Below are 27,000 nucleotides of genomic sequence, written 5' to 3' on the forward strand. Positions count from 1 at the left end.
TGTAAATTTAAATCTCTATGATAATTGTATTTTTGTTTAATATTTAAAATCATAAAATTATGAAAAAGCATTTAATAGCAGGGATTTTTGCAGTAGGATTAGTTTATTCTTGTGCAACGAATCCTATAACAGGGAAGAAAAGTTTAAATTTTGTTTCTAATAGTGAATTGTTTCCAACTTCTTTTCAACAATATGGTACTTTTTTAAAGGAAAATAAAGTAATTACCGGAACTGCTGATGCCAGAAAAGTGGAAACAGTTGGTTTGCGAATTAAAGCTGCTGCAGAAAAATATTTAATTTATTTAGGGCAATCACAGTATTTGCAAGATTACCGTTGGGAATATAAATTAATTGACAATAAAGAAGTGAACGCTTGGTGTATGCCAGGAGGAAAAATTGTTGTTTATTCAGGAATTTTGCCAATCACTAAAGATGATGCAGGTCTAGCTACTGTAATGGGACATGAAGTTTCTCATGCATTAGCTAATCATGGAGCGCAACGTATGAGTGCCTCTCAATTGCAACAATTGGGAGCTGTAGGAGTAGCAGTTGCCACTGGAGGTAAAAGTGAACAAACACAACAAATATGGGGACAAGCATATGGTATTGGTTCTCAAGGTTTAGGAATACTCCCTTTTAGTAGAGGTCATGAAACCGAAGCGGATAAAATTGGTCTTACATTAATGGCAATTGCAGGATATAATCCAGAACAATCAATTACTTTTTGGCAAAGAATGTCTGCGCAATCTTCAGGACAAGCACCATCAGAGTTTTGGAGTACACACCCGTCTGACGCTACAAGAATTGCAAACTTAAAAGCATTAATTCCGGAAGCTAAAGCTTTAGCAGCCAAAGTTGGAGTTATCTACAAGTAACTTTTACCTAAAAATAAATTTAAGCTATCCTCAAAAGGGATAGCTTTTTTTGTATTCTGCCTTTTAGATATTTATAACTGTTCGTGTTTATTGATGATTTGTTAACCCATGATTTATTCATTTTTTTTACAATTCTTAACGAAAAATAAATAAATTCGCATCATAAAAAAATTAATCATGGCAGATTTACAAAAAGGAAGTACTAAATTATTAAACGCTTGGGCTTTTTATGACTGGGCAAATTCAGTTTATACGCTTACCATCGCATCTGCCGTGTTTCCAATTTTTTACGAAGCTTTATTTTCGGAACTAGATCATTATATTGATGTTTTTGGTTTACATCTGAAAAATTCAGCTTTAATTAGTTTTGTTACCGCTTTTGCATTTCTGTTGGTCGCTTTTATTTCACCTTTATTATCAGGTATTGCTGATTATGTGGGGGATAAAAAATCATTTATGAAGTTCTTTTGTTATTTGGGAGCATTGTCTTGTATGGGATTATATTGGTTCAATCTTGAAAATATATACATTGGATTGGCATTTTACTTTTTTGGATTGATTGGATATTGGGGAAGTTTGGTTTTTTATAATTCCTATTTGCCTGATATAGCTTATGTGGAGCAACAAGATAAAATTAGTGCTAAAGGATATTCCTTAGGATATATCGGAAGTGTGATTTTATTGATCATCAATCTAGCGATGATAATGAAACCTAAACTTTTTGGAATCACCGGAACTGATGGAGAAGCAGCAATGAAAGCCATGCGATATTCCTTTGTTATGGTAGGTGTGTGGTGGATTTTGTTCAGTCAGTATACGTATTATTTTCTGCCAAAAGGCAATAAAAACGCCAATCGTAAAGTAACGCACCATGTTGTTTTTAATGGTTTGAAAGAGTTAAAAATAGTTTGGTTTTTATTGAACGAAAACATTGCATTAAAACGGTATTTAGGCAGTTTCTTTGTTTCAAGTATGGCCGTACAAACAGTAATGCTTGTTGCCACTTATTTTGGCGCACAGGAAATTGCTTGGTCTTCAAAAGCCGAAAGCACAACAGGTTTAATTATTTGTATTTTAATCATTCAATTAGTGGCTGTTTTTGGAGCCATAATAACTTCAAGAGCTTCAGGCAAATTTGGAAATATTCCCACTTTAATTGGGATCAATTGTATTTGGGCAGTATTTTGTGCACTTGCATTTTTTATTACTTTACCCATACATTTTTATGTGATGGCATCTATTGCAGGCCTTGTGATGGGAGGGATTCAGGCGTTATCGCGCTCCACTTATTCAAAATTATTACCAGAAACGCAGGATACCGCTTCTTTTTTTAGTTTTTATGATGTTGCTGAAAAAATTGGCATCGTAATAGGCATGTTAGTATATGGAATTATTGACCAAATTACCGGCAGTCCAAGACTTGCCATTGTGTTTTTGGGAGTATTCTTTGTTCTGGCTGTTGTTTTGTTGAGAAGAGTTCCAAAAAAAGGTATCCTAAATTGATAGAACACCTTTACTGTATAAGAAAAAGGTCGAGTTAGGACTTAGAGATGGTACCGGAACCATTCACTTTTATATCTTTTTTCTTCGGATCACCTTTGTATTCAACATCTCCCGAGCCCGAAACCCTTGCATATAGGCTTTCGCTGCAGAAAACTGTATTATCACCTGAACCAGAAACAGTGACCTTAACATTTTTGGCCTTTAAATTTGATGCATCTATATTACCCGATCCGTTTAAACTACTGTTCAAATTCTCTGATGAGCCAGTTAGCTGCAAGTCGCCGGAACCGGTTAAATTGATTTCAAGATCAGTTGTTGCTACATTTAAATTGATATCACCAGAACCAGCTAATTTGACTGAAAATGATTTTGATTCAATTCGATTTTTGCTTAGTACATCGCCAGAACCAGTTAAAGAAACCTGATTTATACTTTCGAAAGGGACTGTGATAATAATTTGCTTTCCTTTGTTGGGGATGATGTATTTGTTCTTTTCAACAAAAATTTTCAATTCTTGATCCACGACTTCAACTTTAATATAAGGCAATAAATTTTCTTCCCCTTTTAAAGTAATTTTTCCTTCTTTTCCTGATATTAATTCGACATCAAAAAATCCTGCAACAGCAATCGCGTCATACGAAGCGGTGGTTCTTTTTTCAGAAGCTACAGTTCCGTTACCTTTTATTTTTGCATTGGAGGACCATTGTGCGTGTGTCATCGAGGTTGTTAATAAAGCACAACTGATAAATAATTGGATTGAATTTTTCATATATTTTGTTTTAGGTTATTGGTTTCTGGTAAGTGTTACATTTCCGTAATCTGAAATTATGTTCAAATTGTTAAGCCCTTTTTTCTTGTGATAGCCACTGTATTTTTTTGAGTTTGAAGCTTCTTCCTTTAAGTTAATTTCTAATTTGTTGTCATATTTAAAGTTACAATATTTTAGTGCAATATTAAAATCAAACGCAAAATTAGGATTGTATCCGATGTTTATTCCAGTGTATCGCGCGACTATATCAACTGAATTTGCCTTTGTGTTTATGGTTTGAAGGGCAACAGAACTGTACTTTGTGTTAAGTTTTAAATAATCAAAAACTTCTCCGATTTGTATGGTCAAATAGTTGCCCATTGCATCCAATGTTTTTACATTTTGAATTCTGATTTTTCCGTATGTACTGTTGTATTTAATGGCGTCACTTTCTTCAATTTCAATATCTGTGTAATCAGAGATTAAATTCAATTTAGTAACTTCTCCAATTTTTAAATTAGAATATTTAGCGGTAATTATTCCGTTTTTTAGAAATACAATACTCGAGTTAGAGCAGTATTCCATTTGAATTGTGCTATTTCCGGACAATCTCCCTAATGTTATTTTCCCATACTTGCATTTGATATCGGCATCAGCCAAAAGATCAGTAGTACTAATATTACCGTATTTGTTATTCAGTTTTACATTTCCGTTTTTGGGAATTTTAATGGTATAATTTATTTCAAAACTATTGTTTTTCCCCGGACTCTTATAACTTGGATTTCCCAAAATCGTTTTGGCAGAAATCATTCCTTTCAAAGCGACTATTTCAACAGCAATCGTTTCAATGCGCTGGTTAAGCCAATTCTCATTATCACCACTCACTTTTATACTAATATTAAGTTCAATTTTATCTTCATTCCAAGTGGTTACTGTAATATTTCCATACGAATTTTCAATCAAGAGCGCAGCATCTGGATTTACATAATAGGCTTTCTTGATATTTTTTTCTTTCGAATGAAGAAAATTAGTATCAACCGCATGTCCCAAAAATGGAGTTAAAATTAACAAAATCAGTATTTTACATTGTCTTTTCATCTGCTATGTTTATTTTTTGTTCCTTGTTTTCAATATGTTGCAGTACACTTTGCAAAAAAGAAATCCGAGTTTGAAGATTGCTAATCATCGCGTAAATAATCTGTTTGCTTTCCCCATAGGTTTCTAATTCTTGCATGATTTTTTCATAATCCGCATCCAAAACTTTCATTTGCTTGAGTGCATCGGCAATAATTTTTTTATTCTCAGGAGACTTTTTTTCGTTTATTTTGTCTAATTCTCTTTCGATTAAAACAGTAAAAATGGAATCGGTCTGTTTTGTTTCTTTTGATGCAAAGTGCAACTCCTCCGTTTTCTTAGGAGTATGATTGAAGATAGAAATGCTTAATAAAACAATTATAGAAGCAGCGATCCCAATCCCCACAAAACGTTTCCAATCTGATTTTTTTGATTTTAATTTTTTTATAAATCGTTCCTCATGATTATTTTCAATAATCTCGATATCCCATTGATTTTCAAATTTTTCGAAAAAGTGGTCTAATTTTTTATTTTCTTTTTTCATATTTCTTCTAATTTTTTTCGCAGGCAATCTTTGGCTCTGCTCAAAGTAGTTCTGCAATTGGCATAACTGATAGTCAGAATTTCGCTAATTTCTTCATGATCATATCCTTCAATAAAAAAGAGCGTTAAAACCATTCTGTAATTGTATTTTAATAAAGCAATTGTATCTAGAATTTGTTTCACTTTTAAATCCTTAAAATCGTTATTTTCTGTAATGCCAATATCAGTTTCTTCCAATTTATGAACTGTTGTATCAAAATCCTCCGGTTTGAAATGGTTATTCTTTTTGTAAAAATCAATACTGCAGTTCACAACAATTCTTTTAAGCCAAACGCCAAAAGCAACTTCTTGTTTGTAGTCATGTATTCGGGTAAAAGCTTTCAAGAAGCTTTCCTGCATCACATCCTCGGCAAAATGGCTGTCTTTTACGATGCGATGCGAGACATTATACATGGCTTTCGCATAGCTATTGTAGATTTCGCATTGTGCTTTTTGATTTTTTTGCTTACATAGCAAAATCAATTCTTCGATATTATTTTGATGTACGTTCAAACAGCTGACAGTGATTTAGAACAAGGACTTGTTATTAATTTGTTTGTTACACTTTTATAAAAATAAAACTAAATTTTTCTTTTGATTCCTCTTGCACTGTTTTATTCGCATTAGTTTGTGAAGTCTAAAATATCACTTTCTGATGAAAAATAGGATAAAGATAGTTTCTTTTGGCACAAAGATTGACTCATTCAGCGTTATGCAGATTATGAAGATTAAACATTGCTTTTATCTAAAAAGAATATTTTGAAACCTTATATTTGCTTAAAGAATAAATTTTTTAATGACAAAAAGACTTAAATAATATATGTCAAATCATAAAATACTAACTATTGACAATCTGTCACTTCAAGAATTTGATTCGGAAGCAGATTTAATTCCACTTTTGACTCCCGAGGATGAGGAGGAAATGAATAATGAGGCATTACCGGAATTATTGGCCATACTACCTTTGCGAAATATGGTTTTATTTCCTGGAGTTGTGATACCTATTACTGCGGGACGCGATAAATCAATAAAACTGATTAATGATGCTAATGCCGCTGGAAAAACTATTGGAGTTGTCGCTCAAATCAATGAGGAAGATGAAGATCCAACCAAAGATGATATTCATAAAATAGGTACTGTAGCCCGTATTTTGCGTGTGCTCAAAATGCCTGATGGAAATGTTACCGTAATTCTTCAAGGTAAAAAACGTTTCGAAATTGCCTCTGTAATTGATGAAACACCCTATATTACCGCGAAAATTAAGGAAGTTCCTGAAAAAAGACCTAAGAAAAATGATACTGAATTTGTAGCGATTCTGGATTCAATTAAAGAATTAGCCATTCAGATTATCAAAGAAAATCCTAACATTCCCAGTGAAGCTACCTTTGCTATTAAGAATATTGAAAGCCAATCGTTTTTAGTCAATTTTGTGACTTCTAATATGAATCTTTCTGTGAAAGAGAAGCAAGATTTATTAGCAATTAATGAACTGAAAGAAAGAGCTTTAGAGACGCTTCGTTTTATGAATGTTGAGTTGCAAAAACTCGAGTTGAAAAATGATATTCAGTCTAAAGTCCGTTTTGATTTGGATCAGCAACAACGTGAATATTTCCTCCATCAACAAATGAAAACCATTCAGGAAGAATTGGGTGGCGTTTCTCAGGAAGAGGAAATGGACGAAATGTTGCAGAAGTCTTTGACCAAAAAATGGGATGAAAAAACCAAAAAACATTTTGAAAAAGAAATGTCTAAAATGCGCCGTATGAATCCGCAAGCGCCAGATTTTGGAATTCAAAGAAACTATTTAGAGTTATTCTTAGAATTGCCTTGGAATGAATATTCTAAAGATAAATTCGATTTAAAGAGAGCACAGAAAATATTGGATAGAGATCATTTTGGTCTTGAAGATGTTAAGAAAAGAATGATAGAACATTTAGCAGTTTTAAAATTGCGAAATGATATGAAGTCTCCAATTATTTGTTTGACAGGACCTCCGGGAGTAGGAAAAACATCTATCGGACGTTCTATTGCAGAAGCTTTGGGTCGGAAATATGTTCGAATTTCTCTTGGTGGTTTACGTGATGAGGCGGAAATTCGAGGACACAGAAAAACGTATATTGGTGCCATGCCAGGGCGAATTATTCAAAGTTTGAAAAAAGCAGGAACATCAAATCCGGTTTTTGTTTTGGATGAAATTGATAAGTTATCAAATAGTAATCAAGGAGATCCATCGTCAGCATTACTGGAGGTTTTAGATCCAGAGCAAAACAATTCGTTTTATGACAACTTCCTTGAAATGGGATATGATTTATCTAAAGTGATGTTTATTGCGACTTCAAATAACATGGCAGCAATTCAACCAGCGTTGAAAGACAGAATGGAAATTATCAAAATGTCAGGTTATACGATTGAAGAAAAAGTAGAAATTGCACGCCAGCATTTGTTTCCAAGACAATTGAAAGAACACGGTTTAACGACAAAGGATTTAAGCATTGGTAAAAAACAATTAGAGAAAATTGTCGAAGGATACACTCGTGAATCGGGTGTTCGTGGTCTAGAAGCCAAAATTGCTCAAGTAATCCGTAACGCAGCAAAATCTGTTGCAATGGAAGAAGAGTATAACAAAAAAGTGACCGACGAAGATATCATAAAAACTCTTGGTGTACCAAGATTAGAAAGAGATAAATACGAGAACAACGATGTTGCCGGTGTGGTAACTGGTTTGGCTTGGACTTCTGTTGGTGGTGACATTCTGTTTATAGAATCGTTGCTTTCTCCGGGAAAAGGCAACATGACCATAACTGGAAATTTAGGAACGGTCATGAAAGAATCTGCAACCATTGCTTTAGAATATATTAAGGCAAATGCGAAACTTTTGGGGTTGGATTCAGAGATACTATCGAAATATAATATTCACTTACACGTTCCGGAAGGAGCCACTCCAAAAGACGGTCCAAGTGCCGGAATTGCAATGTTAACTTCATTAGTTTCGTTGTTTACACAAAAACGAGTGAAGAAAAACCTGGCGATGACAGGAGAAATTACGTTACGTGGAAAAGTGTTGCCAGTAGGCGGAATTAAAGAAAAAATTCTGGCAGCCAAAAGAGCCAACATTAAAGAAATCATTTTGTGTCACGAAAACAAAAGTGATATTGACGAAATAAAACCAGAATATCTGGAAGGACTTTCTTTTCATTATGTGAAAGAAATGAGCGAAGTATTAAAATTTGCTTTAACTGATCAGAAAGTTAAAAATGCAAAGGATTTGTAATCAATACAACTTCTAAATGTTAAAAATCCAACTTCCAAAACTTGATTTTCAAGAGATGGAATTTGGATTTTTTATTTGCGATTACGAGTTTCAAAGTTGCCATTTATTGTATTTATAATTTTATCTTCGCAGTTGCGTTTTTATTTTACACCAACTGCAATTTAGAGCATGTTAAAAAAACTTCTTCAATACTGTTTCCTTATCATTTGCGCTGTTTCTTACAGTCAGATAGGAGGGAAGTATACTTATCAGTTTTTAAACTTGGTCACGTCGCCAAGACAGGCAGCGTTGGGAGGAAAAGTAATTACGATTTATGATGATGACGTTAACCAGGTTCATTTTAATCCGGCAACTATAAATGCAGAAATGGACAACCATTTGGCTTTGAATTATGGAAGTTATTTCAAAGAAGTGACTTACGGAACAGCTTCTTACGCGTATACATACGACCGTCATTTGCAAACTTTTCAGGCTGGAGTAAATTACGTCAACTATGGCAATTTTGAAGGATATGACGAAAATGGTCAGCCAACAGCAGAATTTACAGGAAGTGAAATAGCCCTTTCTTTTGGGTATGCTTACAACATTCCTTATACCGATATTCACATTGGAGCCAGTGCAAAACTGATTTCTTCCAGTTTAGAAACCTATCATTCTTTTGGAGGAGCGATTGATATCGGTGCTTTGTATATTGATGAAAGAAACGATGTAAACTGGGGTTTAGCCATCAGAAACATTGGAACTCAATTTTCTACGTATAATGGTATTAACGAAAAGTTGCCACTCGAAATAATAGCTGGAGTTTCACAGGAATTAGAAAATGTGCCTGTTCGCTGGCATCTTACATTGGAGAATTTACAGCAGTGGAATATTGCTTTTTCAAATCCTGCACGATCGGAATCTTCATTTAATGGAGACTCCACCGAAGAAAAAGTATCTTTTGTGAATAATACTTTACGACACGTAATTGTGGGTGTTGAACTCTTCCCTAAAAAAGCATTTAACCTTCGAATAGGATATAATTTTAGAAGAGCAGAGGAATTACGACTTTTAGAACAACGGAATTTCTCAGGAGTTTCATTGGGGTTTGGACTCAAATTAAATAAACTAAAGTTCAATTATTCGTATTCCAGATATACATTGGCCGGAAATACAAGCCTTTTTGGATTGACAATTAATTTTCAATAAGGATTTTGGTATAACATAAAACTTAAAATTAAAAATTTTGGATAAAAAAATTACTGTAGCTATTGATGGTTTCTCCTCTACAGGGAAAAGCACGTTGGCAAAACAACTAGCGAATCATTTAGGATTTATTTATGTTGATACGGGAGCGATGTATCGTGCAGTAACTTATTTTGCGATGCAAAACGGTTACATAAATGCGGATTCTTTTGATAAACAAACTTTAATAAATAGTCTGCCAAATATAAAATTGCAATTCAAATTCAATGTTGATTTGGGTTTCGCTGAAATGTATTTGAATGATGTCAATGTCGAAACCGAAATCAGAACGATTGAAGTGTCAAGCTTTGTGAGTAAAGTAGCCGAAGTTTCTGAGGTTCGTACTAAATTAGTGGAACAACAAAAAGAAATGGGAAAACATAAAGGAATTGTAATGGATGGCAGAGATATTGGTACCGTAGTTTTTCCGGATGCCGAACTTAAAATTTTCATGACCGCTAGCGCAACTACAAGAGCACAAAGACGTTATGATGAGTTGGTCGCAAAAGTTGATACCGTAACATTTGAAGAAGTTTTGGCAAATGTAGAGGAGCGTGATTACATTGATACGCATCGCGAAGATTCTCCTTTGGTTATGGCTGAAGATGCAATAGAAATTGATAATTCACATTTGAATCGTGAGGAACAATTTAAGCTTGTTTTAGAATTGGTTAATGAAATTACTAAAACGATATAATTATTTGCAGATCTCATTTTTAATAGTAGATTTACGCCTTGTAAATTTTTTAAAATAAAAAAAAATTCGTCTCATGGGAATTAAAAATAGATTGGTAATAATGAGTTTTCTTCAGTTTTTTGTTTGGGGAGCTTGGTTAATTACCATTGCGAATTACTGGTTTGGCACCAAGAATTGGGAAGGAACTCAGTTTGGGCTGGTTTTCGGAACAATGGGAATTGCTTCTTTATTTATGCCAACACTGACCGGAATTATCGCTGACAGATGGGTAAATGCTGAAAAATTATACGGAATTCTTCATATTTTATATGCTGCAGTTCTATTCTATATTCCACAAGTTTCCACTCCGGAAACCTTTATTTATATTATGCTTTTGGCAATGTGTTTTTACATGCCGACAATTGCCTTAAGCAATTCTATTTCGTACACGGCACTAAAACTAAATAATAAAGATGTTATTAAAGATTTTCCGCCCATTCGGGTTTGGGGAACAATTGGTTTTATTGTTGCGATGTGGATTACCAATTTAACGGGAAATAAAGCGACAGAATATCAGTTTTACATCGCAGGTTTAGCGGCGATACTTTTGGGAATTTATTCTTTTACGTTACCAAAATGTAAACCGCAACGCTTGTCTAAAGAGAATGCTTCTGTGATGGAAACATTAGGATTAGAATCGTTTAAATTATTTGCAGATTATAAAATGGCTTTGTTTTTTGTTTTCTCCATGTTTTTAGGAGGCGCTTTACAATTAACAAATGCGTACGGAGATGTTTTCTTGGATGAATTCAAACATTTTCCAAAATATGCGGATTCTTTCGTTGTGGAATATTCAACGATTATAATGTCAATTTCTCAAATTTCGGAGACTTTATTTATTCTCGCGATTCCTTTTTTTCTAAGACGTTTTGGTATCAAACAAGTGATGTTAATTAGTATGTTGGCTTGGGTATTGCGTTTTGGATTATTTGCTTACGGAAATCCAACAAGCGGATTATGGATGATTATCATGTCTTGCGTGGTTTACGGAATGGCCTTTGATTTCTTTAATATATCAGGATCATTATTTGTTGAAACCAATACAGATCCAAAAAATCGTTCTTCGGCACAAGGATTGTTTATGATGATGACCAATGGTTTTGGAGCGGTTTTAGGAAGTTTTACCTCCGGATGGGCTATTGATAAATACTTTACAAAATCATTTAATAATACTACAGATTTGGCTGGTTTTCTGGAAACAGAAACGACAAATTCAAAAATGTTGGAATTTGTTACTGGCCAAGGAAATACAATTACAGCCGATGGATTGTTCAGTAAAGCCATTTTTATGAAAGACTGGCATACGATTTGGCTGGCTTTTGCTATTTACGCATTAATAATTGCGGTTGCATTTGCTGTTTTATTTAAGCACAAACACAATCCTTTGGATCTGCAAAATGTAAGTCATTAAAAAGCGATAGAAAAATGAATAGAACCCGATAACTGAAAGATAGTTATCGGTTTTTTTATGCTGAAAAATACCGATTTAAGCTAATTAGCCCCGAGTGAAGCGGCATCCTTTTACACAGCTTCCAGCCCTCAAAAGGCTGGAAGCTGTGTAAAAGATATAGCGGAAAGCGGGAACTTTACCTGCAAAAAAAAATCAATTATTTAGCTCCTGATTTTCAATCGATTATCTTACCTGTAAAATTTTGCTAATTAAGATAAATGTGTTACTTTTGCAGTCCTTTTGGTGAATAAGAGTTTCCTTTAGGGTTCAATAAATTATACAAACAACTTCTGTTGTTTTCTAGCACAGTAAGAAACTCGAGAGAATGCAGAATACAAATTTTTAATCAGCATGTCTGAACAAGTAAAATCACAAGAAGAGTTTTTAGCAAATTTTAACTGGCACAATTTCGAAGAAGGTATTGATGCTGTTGATGAGAAAAACTTATTAGAATTCGAAGAACTAGTTTCAAAAACATTTATCGCTACGGATCAAGAAGAAGTGGTTGATGGTACAGTTGTTAGAATTACAGATAGAGACGTTATCGTTGATATCAACGCAAAATCGGAGGGTGTTATTTCATTAAACGAATTCCGTTACAACCCAGCATTAAAAGTAGGTGATACTGTTGAGGTATTAATTGACATCCGTGAGGATAAAACAGGTCAATTAGTATTATCTCACAGAAAAGCACGTACGATCAAATCTTGGGATAGAGTTATTTCGGCTAACGAAACAGGAGAAATCGTTAATGGTTTTGTAAAATGCAGAACTAAAGGTGGTATGATCGTTGACGTTTTCGGAATTGAAGCGTTTTTACCAGGATCTCAAATTGATGTTAAGCCAATTAGAGACTACGATGTATATGTAAACAAAATGATGGAATTCAAAGTGGTAAAAATTAACCACGAATTCAAAAATGTTGTTGTTTCGCATAAAGCGCTTATTGAAGCGGATATCGAAATCCAGAAAAAAGAAATCATCGGTCAATTACAAAAAGGACAAGTATTAGAAGGTGTTGTTAAAAACATTACTTCTTATGGTGTCTTTATTGACTTAGGTGGAGTTGATGGATTAATTCACATTACTGACCTTTCTTGGAGTCGTATTAACCACCCAAGTGAAGTTCTTGAATTAGACCAAAAATTAAATGTTGTAATCCTTGATTTCGATGATGAGAAAACAAGAATTCAATTAGGATTGAAACAATTAAATGCTCACCCATGGGACGCTTTAGATGCTAACTTAAAAATTGGTGATAAAGTAAAAGGTAAAGTAGTTGTAATCGCTGATTACGGTGCTTTCATTGAAGTTGCTGAAGGTGTTGAAGGTTTAATCCACGTTTCTGAAATGTCTTGGTCTACTCATTTACGTTCTGCTCAAGATTTCGTAAAAGTAGGTGATGTTGTTGAAGCTGTTATCTTAACTTTAGACAGAGATGACCGTAAAATGTCATTAGGTATCAAACAATTGTCTCAAGATCCTTGGACTGATATCACTGCTAAATACCCAATAGGGTCTAAACACTCAGGTATCGTTAGAAACTTTACAAACTTTGGAATTTTTGTAGAATTAGAAGAAGGAATTGATGGATTAATTTACATCTCTGACTTGTCTTGGACTAAAAAAATCAAACATCCATCTGAATTTGTAAATGTTGGTGAAAAACTTGACGTAGTAGTATTAGAATTAGATGTTGAAGGACGTAAATTATCTTTAGGTCACAAACAAACTACCGCTAATCCTTGGGATCAGTATGAGGATTCTTTCGCAGTTGGAACTATCCACACAGGTGAAATTTCTGAAATTGTTGACAAAGGAGCTACTGTAGAATTCGGAGATGATATCGTTGCTTTCATTCCTACTCGTCACCTTGAAAAAGAAGACGGAAAGAAATTGAAAAAAGGAGAATCTGCTGATTTCAAAGTAATCGAATTCAATAAAGAATTCAAAAGAGTAGTTGCATCTCACACTGCTATCTTCCGTGAAGAAGAAGATAAAAATGTGAAATCAGTTTCTGAAAATACGTCATCTAACTCATCTACAAATGCACCAGCTGCAACTTTAGGTGATAACAATGATATGTTAGCTGCATTGAAAGCTAAAATGGAAAAATCAGAGAAAAAATAATTTCTTAATTTTTTGAATATAGAAAGCTCCGCAATTTGCGGAGCTTTTTTTGTTTAAAAACAAACGATCTCTTTTCGTTTAATTTTTATTGGAGCAGAACTTCCGACTTTCAAAAACAGTTGCTCCCGCTGTACGAAGTATCTTTTTGGTGCGGAACTACTTTTGGAATCATAATGCGTATTTGTTTCCCGCGCTAAAAAGCATACTTTCTGCCATCGGGGCTATTCACGATTTTTAAAGTAATAAATTTATATGAAATAAAATATTTATATAATTGATTATCAGGTTTTAAAAAAATAGTTTCATTTTTTTAAAACCAAAAGTAATTATAGTGCGTAAATGCTTTTATATAACTTAAAAAAACAGATTTTATGAAAACTAGAAAATTTTTATCAATTGCATTTATTGCATTAGTATTCGGAGCAACTTCATTCGCTCAAAAAACAGTTATGGTTGGAGGAGCGGCTATGTATCCAACTAAAAATATTGTTGAAAATGCAATGAATTCGAAAGACCATACCACATTAGTTGCAGCGGTAAAAGCAGCGGGATTAGTAGAAACATTACAAAGTAAAGGACCATTTACCGTTTTTGCCCCTACAAATGCCGCATTCAATAAATTACCAAAAGGAACAGTGGAAACATTATTGATGCCAGAGAACATGAAAATGTTGCAAACAATACTAACCTATCATGTTGTTGCAGGAAAAATGAATGCTTCAGATATAGCGAAAGCTATTAAAAAAGGAAAAGGAAAAGCAACAATGAAAACAGTGAGTGGTGGAACTTTAACAGCTTGGATGAAAGGGAAAGATTTATATATCTCCGATGAGAATATGAACAAAGCTAAAGTAACGATTGCTGATGTAAACCAATCAAATGGTGTGATTCATGTCATTGACGCTGTAGTTTTACCAAAAAAATAATTTTAGAGGTTGATATTTTGTTAGTCTTAAGAGCCCTGCATTTGTAGGGCTCTTTTGTTTTAAAAAAAATCCCGATTCTAATTTTAGAATCGGGATTTTCTCAAATATATAAACTGAACTTATCGTAAACTAGCTCCAAGTTCTGTTTCAAAATTCTTTTGCAGTTTGCTCATAATTTTGTCAATCTGAACATCCGTCAAAGTTTTTGAGGTGTCTTGTATAATGAAACTTAACGCGTAAGATTTTTTACCTTCGGGAAGATTCTGTCCTTCGTATACATCAAATAAATCAATATCTTGTAGTAATGATTTCTCGGTTTGACGGGCAATTTTATAAATGCTTTCGTAAGTAACATTTTGATCTATCAGCAAGGCTAAATCTCTGCGAACTTCAGGGTATTTAGGAATTTCAGCATATTTAATTTTGGTAGCAATTTTCTTTAAAATTAAATCCCAATCAAAATCAGCATAAAATACTTCTTGTTTAATTCCAAAATGTTTTAAAATAGATTTTTTTACTACTCCTAATTCAACAATCTTTTGATTACCAATTTCAATAGCTATTCCCTCTGAAAATACATCAGATGTTACCGGTAAATTTTGTGTCTTTTCAATCCCTAATCTCGAAAGTATTCCAGAGACATATCCTTTAAATAAAAAGAAATCGGACGTTTGTTGTACACTAGTCCAGTTTTCTTGATTTCTGTTTCCAGAAAGAAATAAGCTCATGTGCTTTTTTTCCTCGTAACCAGCAAGATAGTTATGGTATGTTTTTCCGAATTCAAATAATTTCAAATCAGCATTTTTGCGATTGATATTATAAGAAACTGCTTCCAGTCCTGAAAACAATAACGATTGACGCATTGTTGATAGATCTGCACTTAACGGATTAAGCATAGTGACGTTGTGAGATGGATTCAATTGCTCTGAAAAGGCAACATAAGAAGCCGTAGTCAGTGAATTTGCCATCATTTCATGGAATCCCTGTGAGTTTAATTGTGAGGCAATTGTGTTTTGAATTTTATAGTCTTCATTTCTTGGCGCATTGAAAACTGTAGCATTAAGTTTTTTTGAAAAATTAATATTATTGTAACCATACACTCTCAAAATCTCCTCTATTACATCAATTTCTCGTTCTACATCCACACGATAATTAGGAATTGTCAATCCAAGTCCTGCATCAGAAACACTATTAACTTTAATGTCTAATGAAACTAAAATTTTCTTGATAATATCTTTTGGTAATTGCTGACCAATAATCTTATCAACATTACTGAAATTTAAAAACACATTAACATTTTCTAATTTTTTTGGATAAACATTAATTAAATCCGATGTGATTTCTCCGCCTGCCACTTCTTGAATCAATAAGGCAGCACGTTTTAAAGCATACTCCGTAATGGTTGGATCAATTCCTCTTTCAAAACGAAATGAGGCATCCGTATTCAATTGATGTCTTTTAGCCGTTTTTCGGATACTTACGGGATTAAAATAGGCGCTTTCCAAGAAAATTGAATTAGTATTTTCAGAAACTCCTGATTTTTTTCCGCCAAAAACACCAGCAATGCATAAAGGACCTTTTTCATCACAAATCATTAAATCTTCTTCGTGTAAGGTTCTTTCAACGTCGTCTAGAGTAACAAATTTAGTTCCTGCAGGAAGAGTTTGCACTACGATTTTTCCGTTGATTTTTGCGGCATCAAATGCGTGAAGTGGCTGACCCAATTCATGCAAAACATAATTGGTAACATCTACAATATTATTTTTTGGATTTAATCCAATGGCTTTCAATCTGTTTTGTAACCAAGCCGGGGATGGTTTTACTTCTATTCCAGAAATAGTTACACCACAATAGCGGGGCGCAAGTTTGGGCTCTTTTAAATCAATATCAATCTTCAAAGTTCTTTTGTCAACTCTGAAATTACTGACTGATGGAGTAATCAGTTCCACACTAACGCCGCTTTGTAACATTCCTGCTCTCAAATCACGGGCAGTTCCCAAATGACTCATCGCGTCGGCACGATTAGGTGTTAATCCAATTTCGAACACTTCATCATCCTCTATTTTGAAAACTGTTGCAGCAGGAGTTCCCGGTGTTAAAGAATCATCTAAAATCATAATTCCTTCATGACTTTCTCCAAGACCTAATTCATCTTCGGCGCAAATCATTCCGTGACTTTCCTGTCCACGAATTTTTCCTTTTTTTATTGAAAAAGCAACTCCTTCTTTGTCATATAATGTAGTTCCAATAGTAGCAACCGGCACTTTTTGCCCAGCGGCAACATTGCTGGCACCACATACAATCTGAACAGGAACCCCATTCCCTAAATCTACTGTAGTTATTTTCAATCTGTCGGCATCGGGATGTTGAATACAGGTAAGTACATGTCCTACAACGATGCCTTCTAATCCGCCTTTCACCGATTGGTATTTTTCAACAATTTCAACTTCCAGACCTAAATCGGTTAGCAATGCCGCTGTTTCTTCGGATTTCCAGTCTATTTTAATGAATTGTTTTAACCAGTTGTAAGATATTTTCATCTGTAAATTTTAATGAGATTACTTCGTCAGTTCGACTTTCGGTCTCGGGTGCAAATATAAGGATTGCAGGTTGGAGTAAGAAACAATTTTTTTTGTTTTTTATATGTGATTTGGGATATTAAGTACTTGTAAGAAATATTAAATTACTAATGTTAAACATAAATAAATATGAATTAAATAATAAAATTAGGTTAAAAAAACACAAATGAAAATTTAATGCTATTAGTTGGATGAATTATGCTATTCTGAGGAAAAATAGTAAACTAAATTTGGTAAAATATAAAAAAACAATAATATGGATAACGTAGTGCAAAGGCCTGAATTTAAGGCAAAATATGATAATTATATTGGAGGAAAATTCGTCGCACCAGTCAAAGGTGAATACTTTGATGTATTTTCTCCAATTGATGGTAAAGTATTTACTCAAGCGGCACATTCAACCAAAGAAGATTTAGATATTGCCGTTGATAAAGCATATGAAGCTTTTCAAACTTGGGGAAAAACATCTGTCACGGAGCGAAGTAATTTATTGAATAAAATTGCTCAGGTTATTGAAGATAATTTAGAATATCTTGCAACCGTTGAGACTATTGATAACGGAAAAGCTATTAGAGAAACTTTAGCGGCAGATATGCCATTAGTGGTTGATCACTTTAGGTATTTTGCGGGAGTAATTCGTGCAGAAGAAAGTTCAATAGCCGAATTAGATTCACAAACGGTTTCCATCGCATTAAGTGAGCCTTTAGGAGTTATTGCTCAAATTATTCCTTGGAATTTTCCAATCTTAATGGCCGTTTGGAAACTCGCTCCGGCATTAGCCGCAGGGAATACTGTAGTTTTAAAGCCAGCAGAAAGCACACCAATTTCTATTTTGATATTAATGGAATTGATAGGAGATCTTCTTCCTCCTGGAGTTATCAATATTGTAAATGGTTTTGGCTCTGAACTTGGAAGAGCTTTGGTAACCAATAAAAAAGTGTCAAAAGCAGCTTTTACAGGTTCAACTCCAACTGGTCGTTTAGTGATGCAATATGCAACTGAAAACATTATTCCGGTAACATTAGAATTAGGCGGAAAATCTCCAAATATTTTCATGAAATCCGTTGGTGATGCTGACGATGATTTCTTTGATAAAGCGATCGAAGGAGCAGTAATGTTCGCTTTAAATCAAGGTGAAATTTGTACCTGTCCTTCTCGTTTATTAGTTCACGAAGATATTTATGATAAATTTATCGCCCGTGTGATCGAAAGAACAGAAGCAATTAAAATGGGAAATCCATTGGACAAAACAACGATGATGGGAGCGCAGACATCATTAGTTCAAAAAGAAAAAATTCTTTCTTACATTAAATTAGGAAAAGAAGAAGGTGCCGAATTGTTAACTGGTGGTGACGAAAATCATTTAGAAGGAAATTTATCGGAAGGATATTACATCAAACCAACACTTTTCAAAGGACACAACAAAATGCGTATTTTCCAAGAAGAAATTTTTGGACCAGTTTTGGCGGTAACTACTTTCAAGACTACTGAAGAAGCGATTGCTATTGCAAATGATACGATGTATGGTCTGGGGGCCGGGCTTTGGACACGTGATGCACACGAAATTTATCAGGTTCCAAGAGCAATTCAAGCAGGTCGTGTTTGGATCAATCAATTCCATTCTTATCCTGCCGGAGCTCCTTTTGGAGGGTACAAACAATCAGGAATTGGTCGTGAAAATCACAAAATGATGTTAGGTCACTACCGTCAAACTAAAAATATGTTGATTTCTTACGATAAAAAGAAATTAGGTTTCTTTTAGTAGTTACAGATTTTCGTTAATAACTAACCTGACAGATTTTAAAATTTGTCAGGTTTTATTTTAAATAAAAAAAGATGACAAAAAGAATTGATGCCACAAAAAAAGCAATAGAATTAATCAAAATATTGCAGGAAAAACATGGTGATTTGATGTTTTATCAAGCGGGAGGTTGTTGCGAAGGAACGCAGCCACAATGTTTTGAAAAAGGAGGTTTTTACCAAAGATTGGGTGATGTTTGCATTGGTACAATCGAAAACACGGAGTTTTGGGTAGACAAGGATTTATTCGAATATTGGAAACACGCGCATTTTACTTTGGATGTAATTGATGCATTTGGCGTTGGGGGATTTTCGTTGGAAACACCATTGAAGAAAACATTCCGAATTGAATATCGCATTTTTACACCTGATGAAGAACTTTCACTGGAGCCTGTGACCTACATTGAATAAGAGTTAGTTCACAAACAATAATTGATATTGTTTAGGAGTAATTCCTTCATGTTTTTTAAACAATCGAATAAAGTAATTGCAATCTTCAAATCCGGATAAATAACAAACTTCATTGATTTGTATCGAAGGATTTTTGAGCAACAGTTTGGCACATCTTATTTTTTCGCCGATAACAAATTCGATAGGACTCATTCCTAATTCTTTTTTGAAAAAACGATAGAAGGAAGTAGTGCTCATACATGCTTTTTCGCTCAAATGTTTCATGCTGAAATTTTCTTTTAAATTCGACCGAATGAATTCGACTACTTGCGTAATAGGATTTTTTGGATCTATAAATAATCCATCATCAATTGCTTTGGCAGTTTGTGTTTGAATAATCCGAATTAATAGCTCCTGTAAAGTTAAATCAGCGAGCGCATCTTTTGTAATTGACGTGCTCATGCATTCTTTGATTAACTTATTAATTGTTGTTGCTAATTCGATATTATTATAAAAAAAGTAATTTTGGTAGTTCAATTGCCAGAATTGATTGTTTCCTTCTTTTGGATATCGCTCATTCAAAAACTGTAATGTATCCGTGATTTTAGTTTGTTCTATCGCCAAAGCCAAACATTGCGTAGGATTATTTTTTGAAGCCTCCGGAAAATCAATTTTCATTTCCACATTCGAGGGAATCACCACGGTTTCTCCAGGTAAGTAAACAAATCCCGGATCATCAAAAAGGTGCATTACTTTTTTACCGCGTAACATGCTGGTCACCACAAAATCATTAAATTTTAAAGGAACTAATGCAGAAGATTCATAAGTCTCAAAAAGATTCAATTCGCAATGGTTCAACGAATAAACGGTTCTGTTTTCTACTAATGTTTTCAACGATTTCTCGTTAGATAAATGAGGTGGATTTATAAAAGCACGATTACTGTTCATAGTTTTAAACTTAAAGAAGGGTAAGATTTAAAATTAATGAAAATAATTTTAATTGAAGTGAAGTTTAACAAAATTTAAATTAATTCTTCTACATGTTTTTTAATGTTCTCCGCAATTTTATGCGTTGGTAAATCGTTCGCATCGCTTCCAAAAGGATCTTCAATTTCCTCCGCAATCAACTCTAAACTCGCCAAAACATAAAATATAAATACGACCACAGGAACTACATAATAGCCCAGACTAAAAGCATATCCAAAAGGCAAAGTCATTACATAAAAGAAGATAAATTTTTTAAGAAATGCACTGTATGAGTAAGGAATAGGCGTGTTTTTAATTCGTTCGCAAACACCACAAATATCAGTAAATGATTTTATTTCCTCGTTTAATATTATCAGTTGATCGCCAGTTATTTTCTTGGAGTCGTATAAATCATTAATCTTCTGAAATAACATCTTCGCTACTTGATTGGGCTTGTGTTTATGATGATCAATTTCTAAATCAACATTTTCAAACAATTGTTTACTGGTATCTTCATCGTTCAAATGTTTATGCAAAATGGAGGCATAACCGGGAATCATTTTTCGAAAGTACTTTCTATCTTTTTCATCATGCAAAATAATTGATAATTTAATGGCTAAATTACGGCTATTGTTGACTAATGCACCCCACATTTTACGACCTTCCCACCAACGATCATAAGCAGTATTGGTTCTGAAAACCAGTAATAATGAAATTACGAAACCAAGCATTCCGTGCATGATTGTAATGTTCTTTACATAACTATTGTCAGCTAATTGTAAGTATTCAACTTCTAAATAGCCTATAATTCCGGAATAAAGTCCAATAGCGAACATTATGGGCATTAATGTTCTAAAAGTGTCTGCTTTGTGAAAGCGGAAAATAAATGTAAACCAATCTTTTGTATTGTACGAAATCATTTAAGATACTATTTTTAACAAAAGTAAATTAAAAAATAAGATTTCCTGCCAATTCTCGTAAAGCGATTTCAGATAATTTTCCTTGGAATTGCGCATTGCTGTAACGCACTTTTGCGTTCACATAATTCAACTGTGCCGTTCTAAATTCTAAAGTAGTTATAGTTCCAATGCGGAATTTGTCTAATGTTATGTTCAAATTTTGTTTGGCTATTAGTTCATTTTTTTCTTCCAATGCAATCAATTCTAAATTTGTCAAATAGGTTTGATAAGAGGTCGCTAACTGTGAATTAATAGCTAAATTTTGCTGATCTATATTTAATTTGGAATTTTCAATTTGAATCTTGGCAATTTTTTCATTTCGATTTTGCGCAAAACCATCAAGTAAATTCAGTGAAGCGCTGAAACCATAATTCAAACCTCTGGATTGTGATTGAGCCACAAACCCAAGACTGGATTGACTTTCTGAAAAATTATAGGCAGTATTTACGCGAACGTTAGGATAACGTGCCGCTTTTATTTGCTTCAATTCCAATTCAGCGACTCTCTTATTAATAATTTGCGCTTCTAATTGTGGATTTTGTTTTTCAGCTAAAGCTTTTAATTCTGGTAGTGATAATAAGGAATCTACTTTCAAAACATCAATTACTTGAAAATCCGTAGTAACATCTCTGGCTAACAGTTGGTTTAATAAAATCTTACTGTTCGCGTACAATTCTTTTTGTCTTAACAATGCTACCTGATCTGTATTCAAATCTACTTGGGCATTCAAAACTTCTAACTTTGAAGCTTTTCCGATGGTAAATCTGTTTTGGGCCAAAGTTAATCGCTGGTTTGAAATAACGATTGTTGTGTCCAAAGCAGCTAATTGTTGCTGCTGTTGTACCAAATCGTAATACGCAGCATTCACATCGCTGATTCTTGTGATTACGGTTAATTTTAATTGTGCTTCACCCAGTTTTTGCAATTCTTTCAACTGATCCATTCTGGCAAACATGCGAAAACCATCAAAAACGGTCCAATTTAATCCAACGCCATAGTTTAAACTATTATTTTTAGCATTGTCTAATTCAGTTTTTGTTCCGTCCTGACGTATTTGTGAACTGTTCTGAATACTGTTATTATCAACTACATTAGCTGAAACAGTTGGTAACATTCCTGCATTACCGATAGCTACATTTGTTTTTTGAATAGTCAAATTATTGGTTGCAATTTTTATTTCGTAATTGTTTTCCAAAGCAATTTTTACAGCGCTCTCTAGTGTCAGCACTTCCTGCGCATTAGCTGTCGCTACGCAGAAAAAGATTAATATAAAGCTTTGAAAAAGTATTTTAGTATGTGTCATAATTATATTTTTTTGACTTGGATCAATGATTTTCTATAAATCTCCCAAATCCGAATCATCACTGTTACATTAAAATTAATTGAAATCTTTTTCATATTCTTCAATATGATCAAATTCAGGATAATGTTTTCTAGCTCTTGACCACATCAAATACATCGCTGGAATAACAAATAATGTTAAAACTAAAGAGAAAATAGTACCACCAACAATCACAACTCCCATTCCAATTCTACTAGTTGAAGCCGCACCCAGAGACATAGCAATTGGTAACGCGCCCAATGAAATAGCCAGACTGGTCATTAAAATTGGTCGTAATCTCGCTTCCGATGCTTCTAATATCGCTTCTAATTTTGGTTTCCCTTGTTCTCGAAGCTGATTTGCAAATTCGACAATGAGGATTCCATTTTTGGTTACCAAACCAATAAGCATTACGGTTCCAATTTGGCTGAAAATATTCCAAGTCTGATCAAACAACCACAAGGAGAATAAAGCTCCAGCAACGGCCATTGGCACGGTCAAAATAATAATAAAAGGGTCAATAAAACTTTCAAATTGTGCCGCTAAAATTAAAAATATTAATAGTAAAGCCAATCCAAAGGCAAAAGCAGTATTCGAACTACTTTCGACAAAATCTCTGGATTCTCCACCTAAATCAGTGGTAAACGTATCGTCAAGAACTTTGGCTTTTATTTCATTCATGGCATCGATTCCATCGCTGATACTTTTGCCCGGTGCAAGACCAGCAGAGACAGTGGCCGCCATGTAACGGTTATTGTGGTACAATTGTGGCGGATTACTTTTTTCTTCAATCGTCACCACGTTGTCCATTTGGATTAATTGTCCCATATTATTTTTAACAAACATAGAAGTTAAATCCAGTGGTTTTGAACGGTCTTTTTGATCGAATTGTCCAATAACCTGATATTGTTTTCCATTTCTCATAAAATAACCAAATCGCTGTCCGCTCAATGAAAGCTGTAACGTTTGTGCAATATCAATCACTGAAATTCCTAAACTTTCCGCTTTTTCTCTGTCAATGGTTACATTAATTTCTGGTTTGTTGAATTTTAAATTCACATCACTAACGGCGAAAGTGGGATTTTTAGCAACTTCATCCATGAAAACAGGAATTTTTTCTTCCAGTTTTTTAAAGTTTGGTGCTTGAATAATGTATTGAATTGGCAATCCGCCTCTTCGATTTACGGCAATTGTTGGTTGCTCAATTACGGATGTTTTTGCGTCGGGATATTGCTTCGTCCATTTGGTAAGTTTCTCAGCAATTTCTTTTTGCGAATCGGTTCTTTCATTTGGTTGCACCAATGATACCCGAATAAAACCGCTGTTTACCGATGAAGATCCAAAACCTGGAGACGTAATTACCAGGGCTACCTTTTTGCCTGGAATCGAGTCATCAACCAATTTTGATACTTCCTGCATGAAACGATCCGTATATTCATAAGAAGAACCTTCGGGAGTGGACATACGAAGTACAAAACCACTGCGGTCGTCATATGGCGCTGTTTCTTTTTGCAAAAGATTGAAAAACAAATAAATTAATCCAAAACAAGCAATCAAAATAGGGAAACTTAACCATTTTTTCTTCATGAAACGGCTTAATGAACTCGCATAACCACTGTTTAGCTTTTGATAATAAGGTTCAGTGCGAATGTAAAATTTGGATTTTTTTTGTTCGCCGCCTTTCATCAAATAAGCGTTTAACATTGGGGTTAATGTCAACGATACAAAAGCTGAAATCAATACCGCTGCGCCAATGACGACGCCAAATTCCCTAAAAAGGCGTCCTACAAATCCTTCGAGGAAAATTACAGGAAGAAAAACCGCTGCCAAAGTGATTGAAATCGAAATTACCGCAAAGAATATTTCGTTAGATCCTTTGATGGCTGCCTCGATAGGCGTCATGCCTTCTTCTACTTTTTTGAAAATATTCTCGGTGACCACAATTCCATCATCAACCACAAGTCCTGTTGCCAAAACGATAGCTAATAAAGTCAATACATTTATAGAGAAACCAAAAAGCCACATGATAAAGAACGTAGCAATCAACGAAACTGGAATATCAATCAATGGTCTAAAAGCAATCGCCCAATCCCTAAAAAATAAATAGATGATTAAAATTACCAGAACAATAGAAATCCCTAATGTTTCTGCTACTTCAATTACTGATTTTTTTACAAAAATAGTATTATCAATGGCGATATTCAGTTTGATATCTTTTGGTAAATCCTTTTTTAATTTTTCAAATTCCTTGTAAAAAGCAGTAGAAATATCTAAATAATTGGCTCCCGGAAGTGGCACAATAGCCACACCAACTAATGGCGTTCCGGATTGTGTCATTTTGGTTTCTGTGTTTTCAGGTCCAAGACTTGCTACTCCAACATCGCTGAAACGCACTACTTTTTCGCCTTCGGTACGGATGATGATATTATTGAATTCTTCAGCAGTAGAAAGGTTTCCCACTGTTTTCACCGTCAATTCGGTATTGTCTCCCGTTAGTTTCCCCGAAGGTAATTCAACGTTTTGTTTGTTCAATGCATCTCTCACTTCCGATACCGTACAACCGTAAGAAGCCAGCTTTACAGGATCAATCCACAAACGCATAGCATATCTTTTTTGTCCCCAGATCTGAACACCGCTTACACCAGGAATAGTCTCCAGACGTTGTGAAATTACATTTTCAGCGTAATCACTAAGTTCTAACGCATTACGTGTATCGCTTTGAACAGTCATCGAAATGATGGCATCACCATTTGCATCCGCTTTAGAAACTACCGGCGGAGAATCAATATCCTGAGGAAGATTTCTAACAGCTTGCGATACTTTATCACGAACATCATTAGCAGCATCTTCCAGATTTTTATCCAAATTAAACTCAATGGTAATGTTACTGCTCCCTTGCGCACTCGAAGAAGTTACGTTTCTAATCCCGTCAATGGAATTGATTGCTTTTTCAAGCGGTTCCGTAATTTGAGATTCGATGATGTCAGCATTAGCGCCTGCATAATTCGTACGAATCGAAACTTGTGCGGGATCAATCGAAGGAAATTCTCGAACGCCCAGAAAGGTGTAACCAATTAATCCAAACAAAACAATGGCTAAATTGATTACTATGGTGAATACAGGTCTTCTAATACTTGTTGTGGATAAACTCATTTTCTTTGAATTATGAGTTATAAATTATGAATTAAGAGTATTGTATCAACCCATAATTTATAATCTATAACTTTTAAAATTATTTAATTTGAACTTTTACAGGAGTTTCATTTTTTAAGGACATAACACCACTCGTAATTACTGTATCACCGGGTTTCAAACCAGAAAGTACCAGAATTGAAGCGTCTGTTCGTGTTGCGGTTTCTATCATCACTTCTTTAGCTTGACCATTGCTGGAGATGAAAACTTTTTTACCGTTTTGAACTGGAATTACGGCTTCCGTAGGGATCACGATAGCGTCTTTTATGATGTCTAAAGGCAATTCGACATCCGCAAATGTTCCCGGTAATAATTTGCCGCTGCTATTTTCGGCAATTGCACGAACCTGTAAAGTTCTGGTTGCTACTGCCACTTCTGGCTCGATAGCGTATACTTTTGCGGTATATTTATCATCAGAACCTGCAACTTTGAAAGTTATGTAGGTGTTTGTTTTCACTTGGCTGGCGTATTTTTCAGGAATCGAAAAAGTAATTTTTAGTTTCCCTGTATTTACTAATTTTGCGACCAAAATCGCTGGTGTGATGTAAGTTCCCGGCGAAATAGAACGCAATCCAATTCTTCCTGAGAATGGCGCTCTAACGGATGTTTTGGCGATTTGCGCTTTAATCAATTGACTTTGGGCTTGTGCTGATTTTAAATCAGCGCGAGCCAAATCATATTCTTCTTGACTGATGGCTTCTTTTTGCAGTAATAATTTAGCTCTTCTTTCGTTCTCCGAAGCCAGTCCCTCTCTGGTTGCCGTTTGTCTCAGTTGGGCTCTTAACTCTAAATCATTTACTTTAAAAAGCACTTGCCCTTTGCTCACATTACTTCCTTCCTGAAAATAAATTCCTTCCACAATTCCCGAAACTTCACTGCGGATTTCGACTTGCTCATTGGCTTCAATAGAGCCGGAAAGTGATAAATTATTATCAAAAGTTTGTGGTGTTGCCACAATTCCGTTTACGCTCATCGACTTGCTTTTTCCTTTTGGGTCTTTAGAATCTGCGTTTTCGCTTTTATTTTCTGTGATTCTGTATCCAATAAATCCAAGGATTCCAATGGCTAGCAAGGCATAAACTACGTATTTAATTTTCATAGGTACGGTATAAAGTAGGATTAGGTTTCAGTAATTTTAGTTAAAAAACAAATTTAGGTTTTAGAAACGGGAATTATGATCTTGTTAATTTTTATTTAACGTTTGTACATACAAATATTAACAATTGATTAATGCTGCACATACAAATTCACAAAACCCACTATAATTTGAATTT

20 protein-coding genes are annotated in these 27,000 nt (G+C 34.4%); 10 read left to right on the plus strand and 10 right to left on the minus strand.

Features of this window, described 5'->3' with window-relative positions:
• The first annotated feature begins 59 nt into the window (after window positions 1-59).
• Complete coding sequence (locus ACP7AT_RS07060; protein WP_426063640.1) at window positions 60-875, plus strand: M48 family metallopeptidase; 816 nt, start codon at window positions 60-62, stop codon at window positions 873-875.
• 177 nt (window positions 876-1,052) lie between these two features.
• Complete coding sequence (locus tag ACP7AT_RS07065) at window positions 1,053-2,378, plus strand: MFS transporter (RefSeq protein ID WP_426063641.1); 1,326 nt, start codon at window positions 1,053-1,055, stop codon at window positions 2,376-2,378.
• 34 nt (window positions 2,379-2,412) lie between these two features.
• On the opposite strand, the gene ACP7AT_RS07070 is transcribed toward ACP7AT_RS07065, so the two are convergent.
• From ACP7AT_RS07070 to ACP7AT_RS07085, 4 genes are read right to left on the minus strand one after another with little or no spacing between them, the layout of a single operon-like run.
• Complete coding sequence (locus ACP7AT_RS07070) at window positions 2,413-3,147, minus strand: head GIN domain-containing protein (RefSeq protein WP_426063642.1); 735 nt, start codon at window positions 3,145-3,147, stop codon at window positions 2,413-2,415.
• A gap of 15 nt (window positions 3,148-3,162) precedes the next feature.
• Window positions 3,163-4,224 (minus strand): hypothetical protein, encoded by a 1,062-nt coding sequence (locus ACP7AT_RS07075; RefSeq protein WP_426063643.1) that lies wholly within the window; start codon window positions 4,222-4,224, stop codon window positions 3,163-3,165.
• The gene (locus ACP7AT_RS07080; protein WP_426063644.1) at window positions 4,208-4,744 is read right to left on the minus strand and encodes an anti-sigma factor; all 537 of its coding nucleotides are present in this window, start codon (window positions 4,742-4,744) and stop codon (window positions 4,208-4,210) included. The genes ACP7AT_RS07075 and ACP7AT_RS07080 overlap by 17 nt, the downstream gene beginning before the upstream one ends.
• Entirely contained in the window at window positions 4,741-5,295 is a 555-nt protein-coding gene (locus ACP7AT_RS07085) for an RNA polymerase sigma factor (RefSeq protein WP_426063645.1), read from the minus strand. Before ACP7AT_RS07085 ends, ACP7AT_RS07080 begins: the two co-directional genes overlap by 4 nt.
• A gap of 307 nt (window positions 5,296-5,602) precedes the next feature.
• Here ACP7AT_RS07085 and lon point away from each other — a divergent pair, with 307 nt between their 5' ends.
• From lon to ACP7AT_RS07115, 6 genes are all read left to right on the plus strand, one after another.
• Window positions 5,603-8,053, plus strand: coding sequence for an endopeptidase La (gene lon / locus ACP7AT_RS07090; RefSeq protein ID WP_426063646.1), 2,451 nt, complete (start codon window positions 5,603-5,605; stop codon window positions 8,051-8,053).
• A 168-nt stretch (window positions 8,054-8,221) separates the two neighbouring features.
• The gene (gene porQ, locus ACP7AT_RS07095) at window positions 8,222-9,241 is read left to right on the plus strand and encodes a type IX secretion system protein PorQ (RefSeq protein WP_426063647.1); all 1,020 of its coding nucleotides are present in this window, start codon (window positions 8,222-8,224) and stop codon (window positions 9,239-9,241) included.
• A gap of 37 nt (window positions 9,242-9,278) precedes the next feature.
• Window positions 9,279-9,974 (plus strand): (d)CMP kinase, encoded by a 696-nt coding sequence (cmk, locus tag ACP7AT_RS07100; RefSeq protein ID WP_426063648.1) that lies wholly within the window; start codon window positions 9,279-9,281, stop codon window positions 9,972-9,974.
• A 73-nt stretch (window positions 9,975-10,047) separates the two neighbouring features.
• Window positions 10,048-11,424, plus strand: coding sequence for a nucleoside permease (locus ACP7AT_RS07105; protein WP_426063649.1), 1,377 nt, complete (start codon window positions 10,048-10,050; stop codon window positions 11,422-11,424).
• 390 nt (window positions 11,425-11,814) lie between these two features.
• Complete coding sequence (gene rpsA, locus ACP7AT_RS07110; RefSeq protein ID WP_426063650.1) at window positions 11,815-13,593, plus strand: 30S ribosomal protein S1; 1,779 nt, start codon at window positions 11,815-11,817, stop codon at window positions 13,591-13,593.
• 371 nt (window positions 13,594-13,964) lie between these two features.
• Window positions 13,965-14,519: a fasciclin domain-containing protein gene (locus tag ACP7AT_RS07115; RefSeq protein ID WP_426063651.1), complete on the plus strand. Its 555-nt coding sequence runs from the start codon at window positions 13,965-13,967 to the stop codon at window positions 14,517-14,519.
• 119 nt (window positions 14,520-14,638) lie between these two features.
• Here ACP7AT_RS07115 and pheT read toward each other — a convergent pair whose 3' ends face one another.
• Window positions 14,639-17,059 (minus strand): phenylalanine--tRNA ligase subunit beta, encoded by a 2,421-nt coding sequence (gene pheT / locus ACP7AT_RS07120; RefSeq protein WP_426063652.1) that lies wholly within the window; start codon window positions 17,057-17,059, stop codon window positions 14,639-14,641.
• A 295-nt stretch (window positions 17,060-17,354) separates the two neighbouring features.
• On the opposite strand from pheT, the gene ACP7AT_RS07125 reads away from it, so the two are divergent.
• A complete protein-coding gene (locus tag ACP7AT_RS07125; protein ID WP_426063653.1) occupies window positions 17,355-18,860 on the plus strand; it encodes an aldehyde dehydrogenase family protein in 1,506 nt (501 codons plus the stop codon).
• A gap of 74 nt (window positions 18,861-18,934) precedes the next feature.
• Window positions 18,935-19,309 (plus strand): DUF779 domain-containing protein, encoded by a 375-nt coding sequence (locus tag ACP7AT_RS07130; protein WP_426063654.1) that lies wholly within the window; start codon window positions 18,935-18,937, stop codon window positions 19,307-19,309.
• A gap of 3 nt (window positions 19,310-19,312) precedes the next feature.
• On the opposite strand, the gene ACP7AT_RS07135 is transcribed toward ACP7AT_RS07130, so the two are convergent.
• From ACP7AT_RS07135 to ACP7AT_RS07155, 5 genes are all read right to left on the minus strand, one after another.
• Window positions 19,313-20,236, minus strand: coding sequence for an AraC family transcriptional regulator (locus ACP7AT_RS07135; RefSeq protein ID WP_426063655.1), 924 nt, complete (start codon window positions 20,234-20,236; stop codon window positions 19,313-19,315).
• A gap of 74 nt (window positions 20,237-20,310) precedes the next feature.
• The gene (locus ACP7AT_RS07140; RefSeq protein ID WP_426063656.1) at window positions 20,311-21,174 is read right to left on the minus strand and encodes a bestrophin family protein; all 864 of its coding nucleotides are present in this window, start codon (window positions 21,172-21,174) and stop codon (window positions 20,311-20,313) included.
• Between the two features lie 28 nt (window positions 21,175-21,202).
• Window positions 21,203-22,516: a TolC family protein gene (locus tag ACP7AT_RS07145; protein ID WP_426063657.1), complete on the minus strand. Its 1,314-nt coding sequence runs from the start codon at window positions 22,514-22,516 to the stop codon at window positions 21,203-21,205.
• Window positions 22,517-22,591: 75 nt separating this feature from the next.
• Window positions 22,592-25,687, minus strand: coding sequence for an efflux RND transporter permease subunit (locus tag ACP7AT_RS07150; protein WP_426063658.1), 3,096 nt, complete (start codon window positions 25,685-25,687; stop codon window positions 22,592-22,594).
• A 79-nt stretch (window positions 25,688-25,766) separates the two neighbouring features.
• Window positions 25,767-26,825, minus strand: a complete 1,059-nt coding sequence (locus ACP7AT_RS07155; RefSeq protein ID WP_426063659.1) for an efflux RND transporter periplasmic adaptor subunit — start codon at window positions 26,823-26,825, stop codon at window positions 25,767-25,769.
• Between the last annotated feature and the right edge of the window lie 175 nt (window positions 26,826-27,000).

This window comes from Flavobacterium sp. DSP2-3-1 (assembly GCF_049896865.1).
GTDB lineage: Bacteria > Bacteroidota > Bacteroidia > Flavobacteriales > Flavobacteriaceae > Flavobacterium.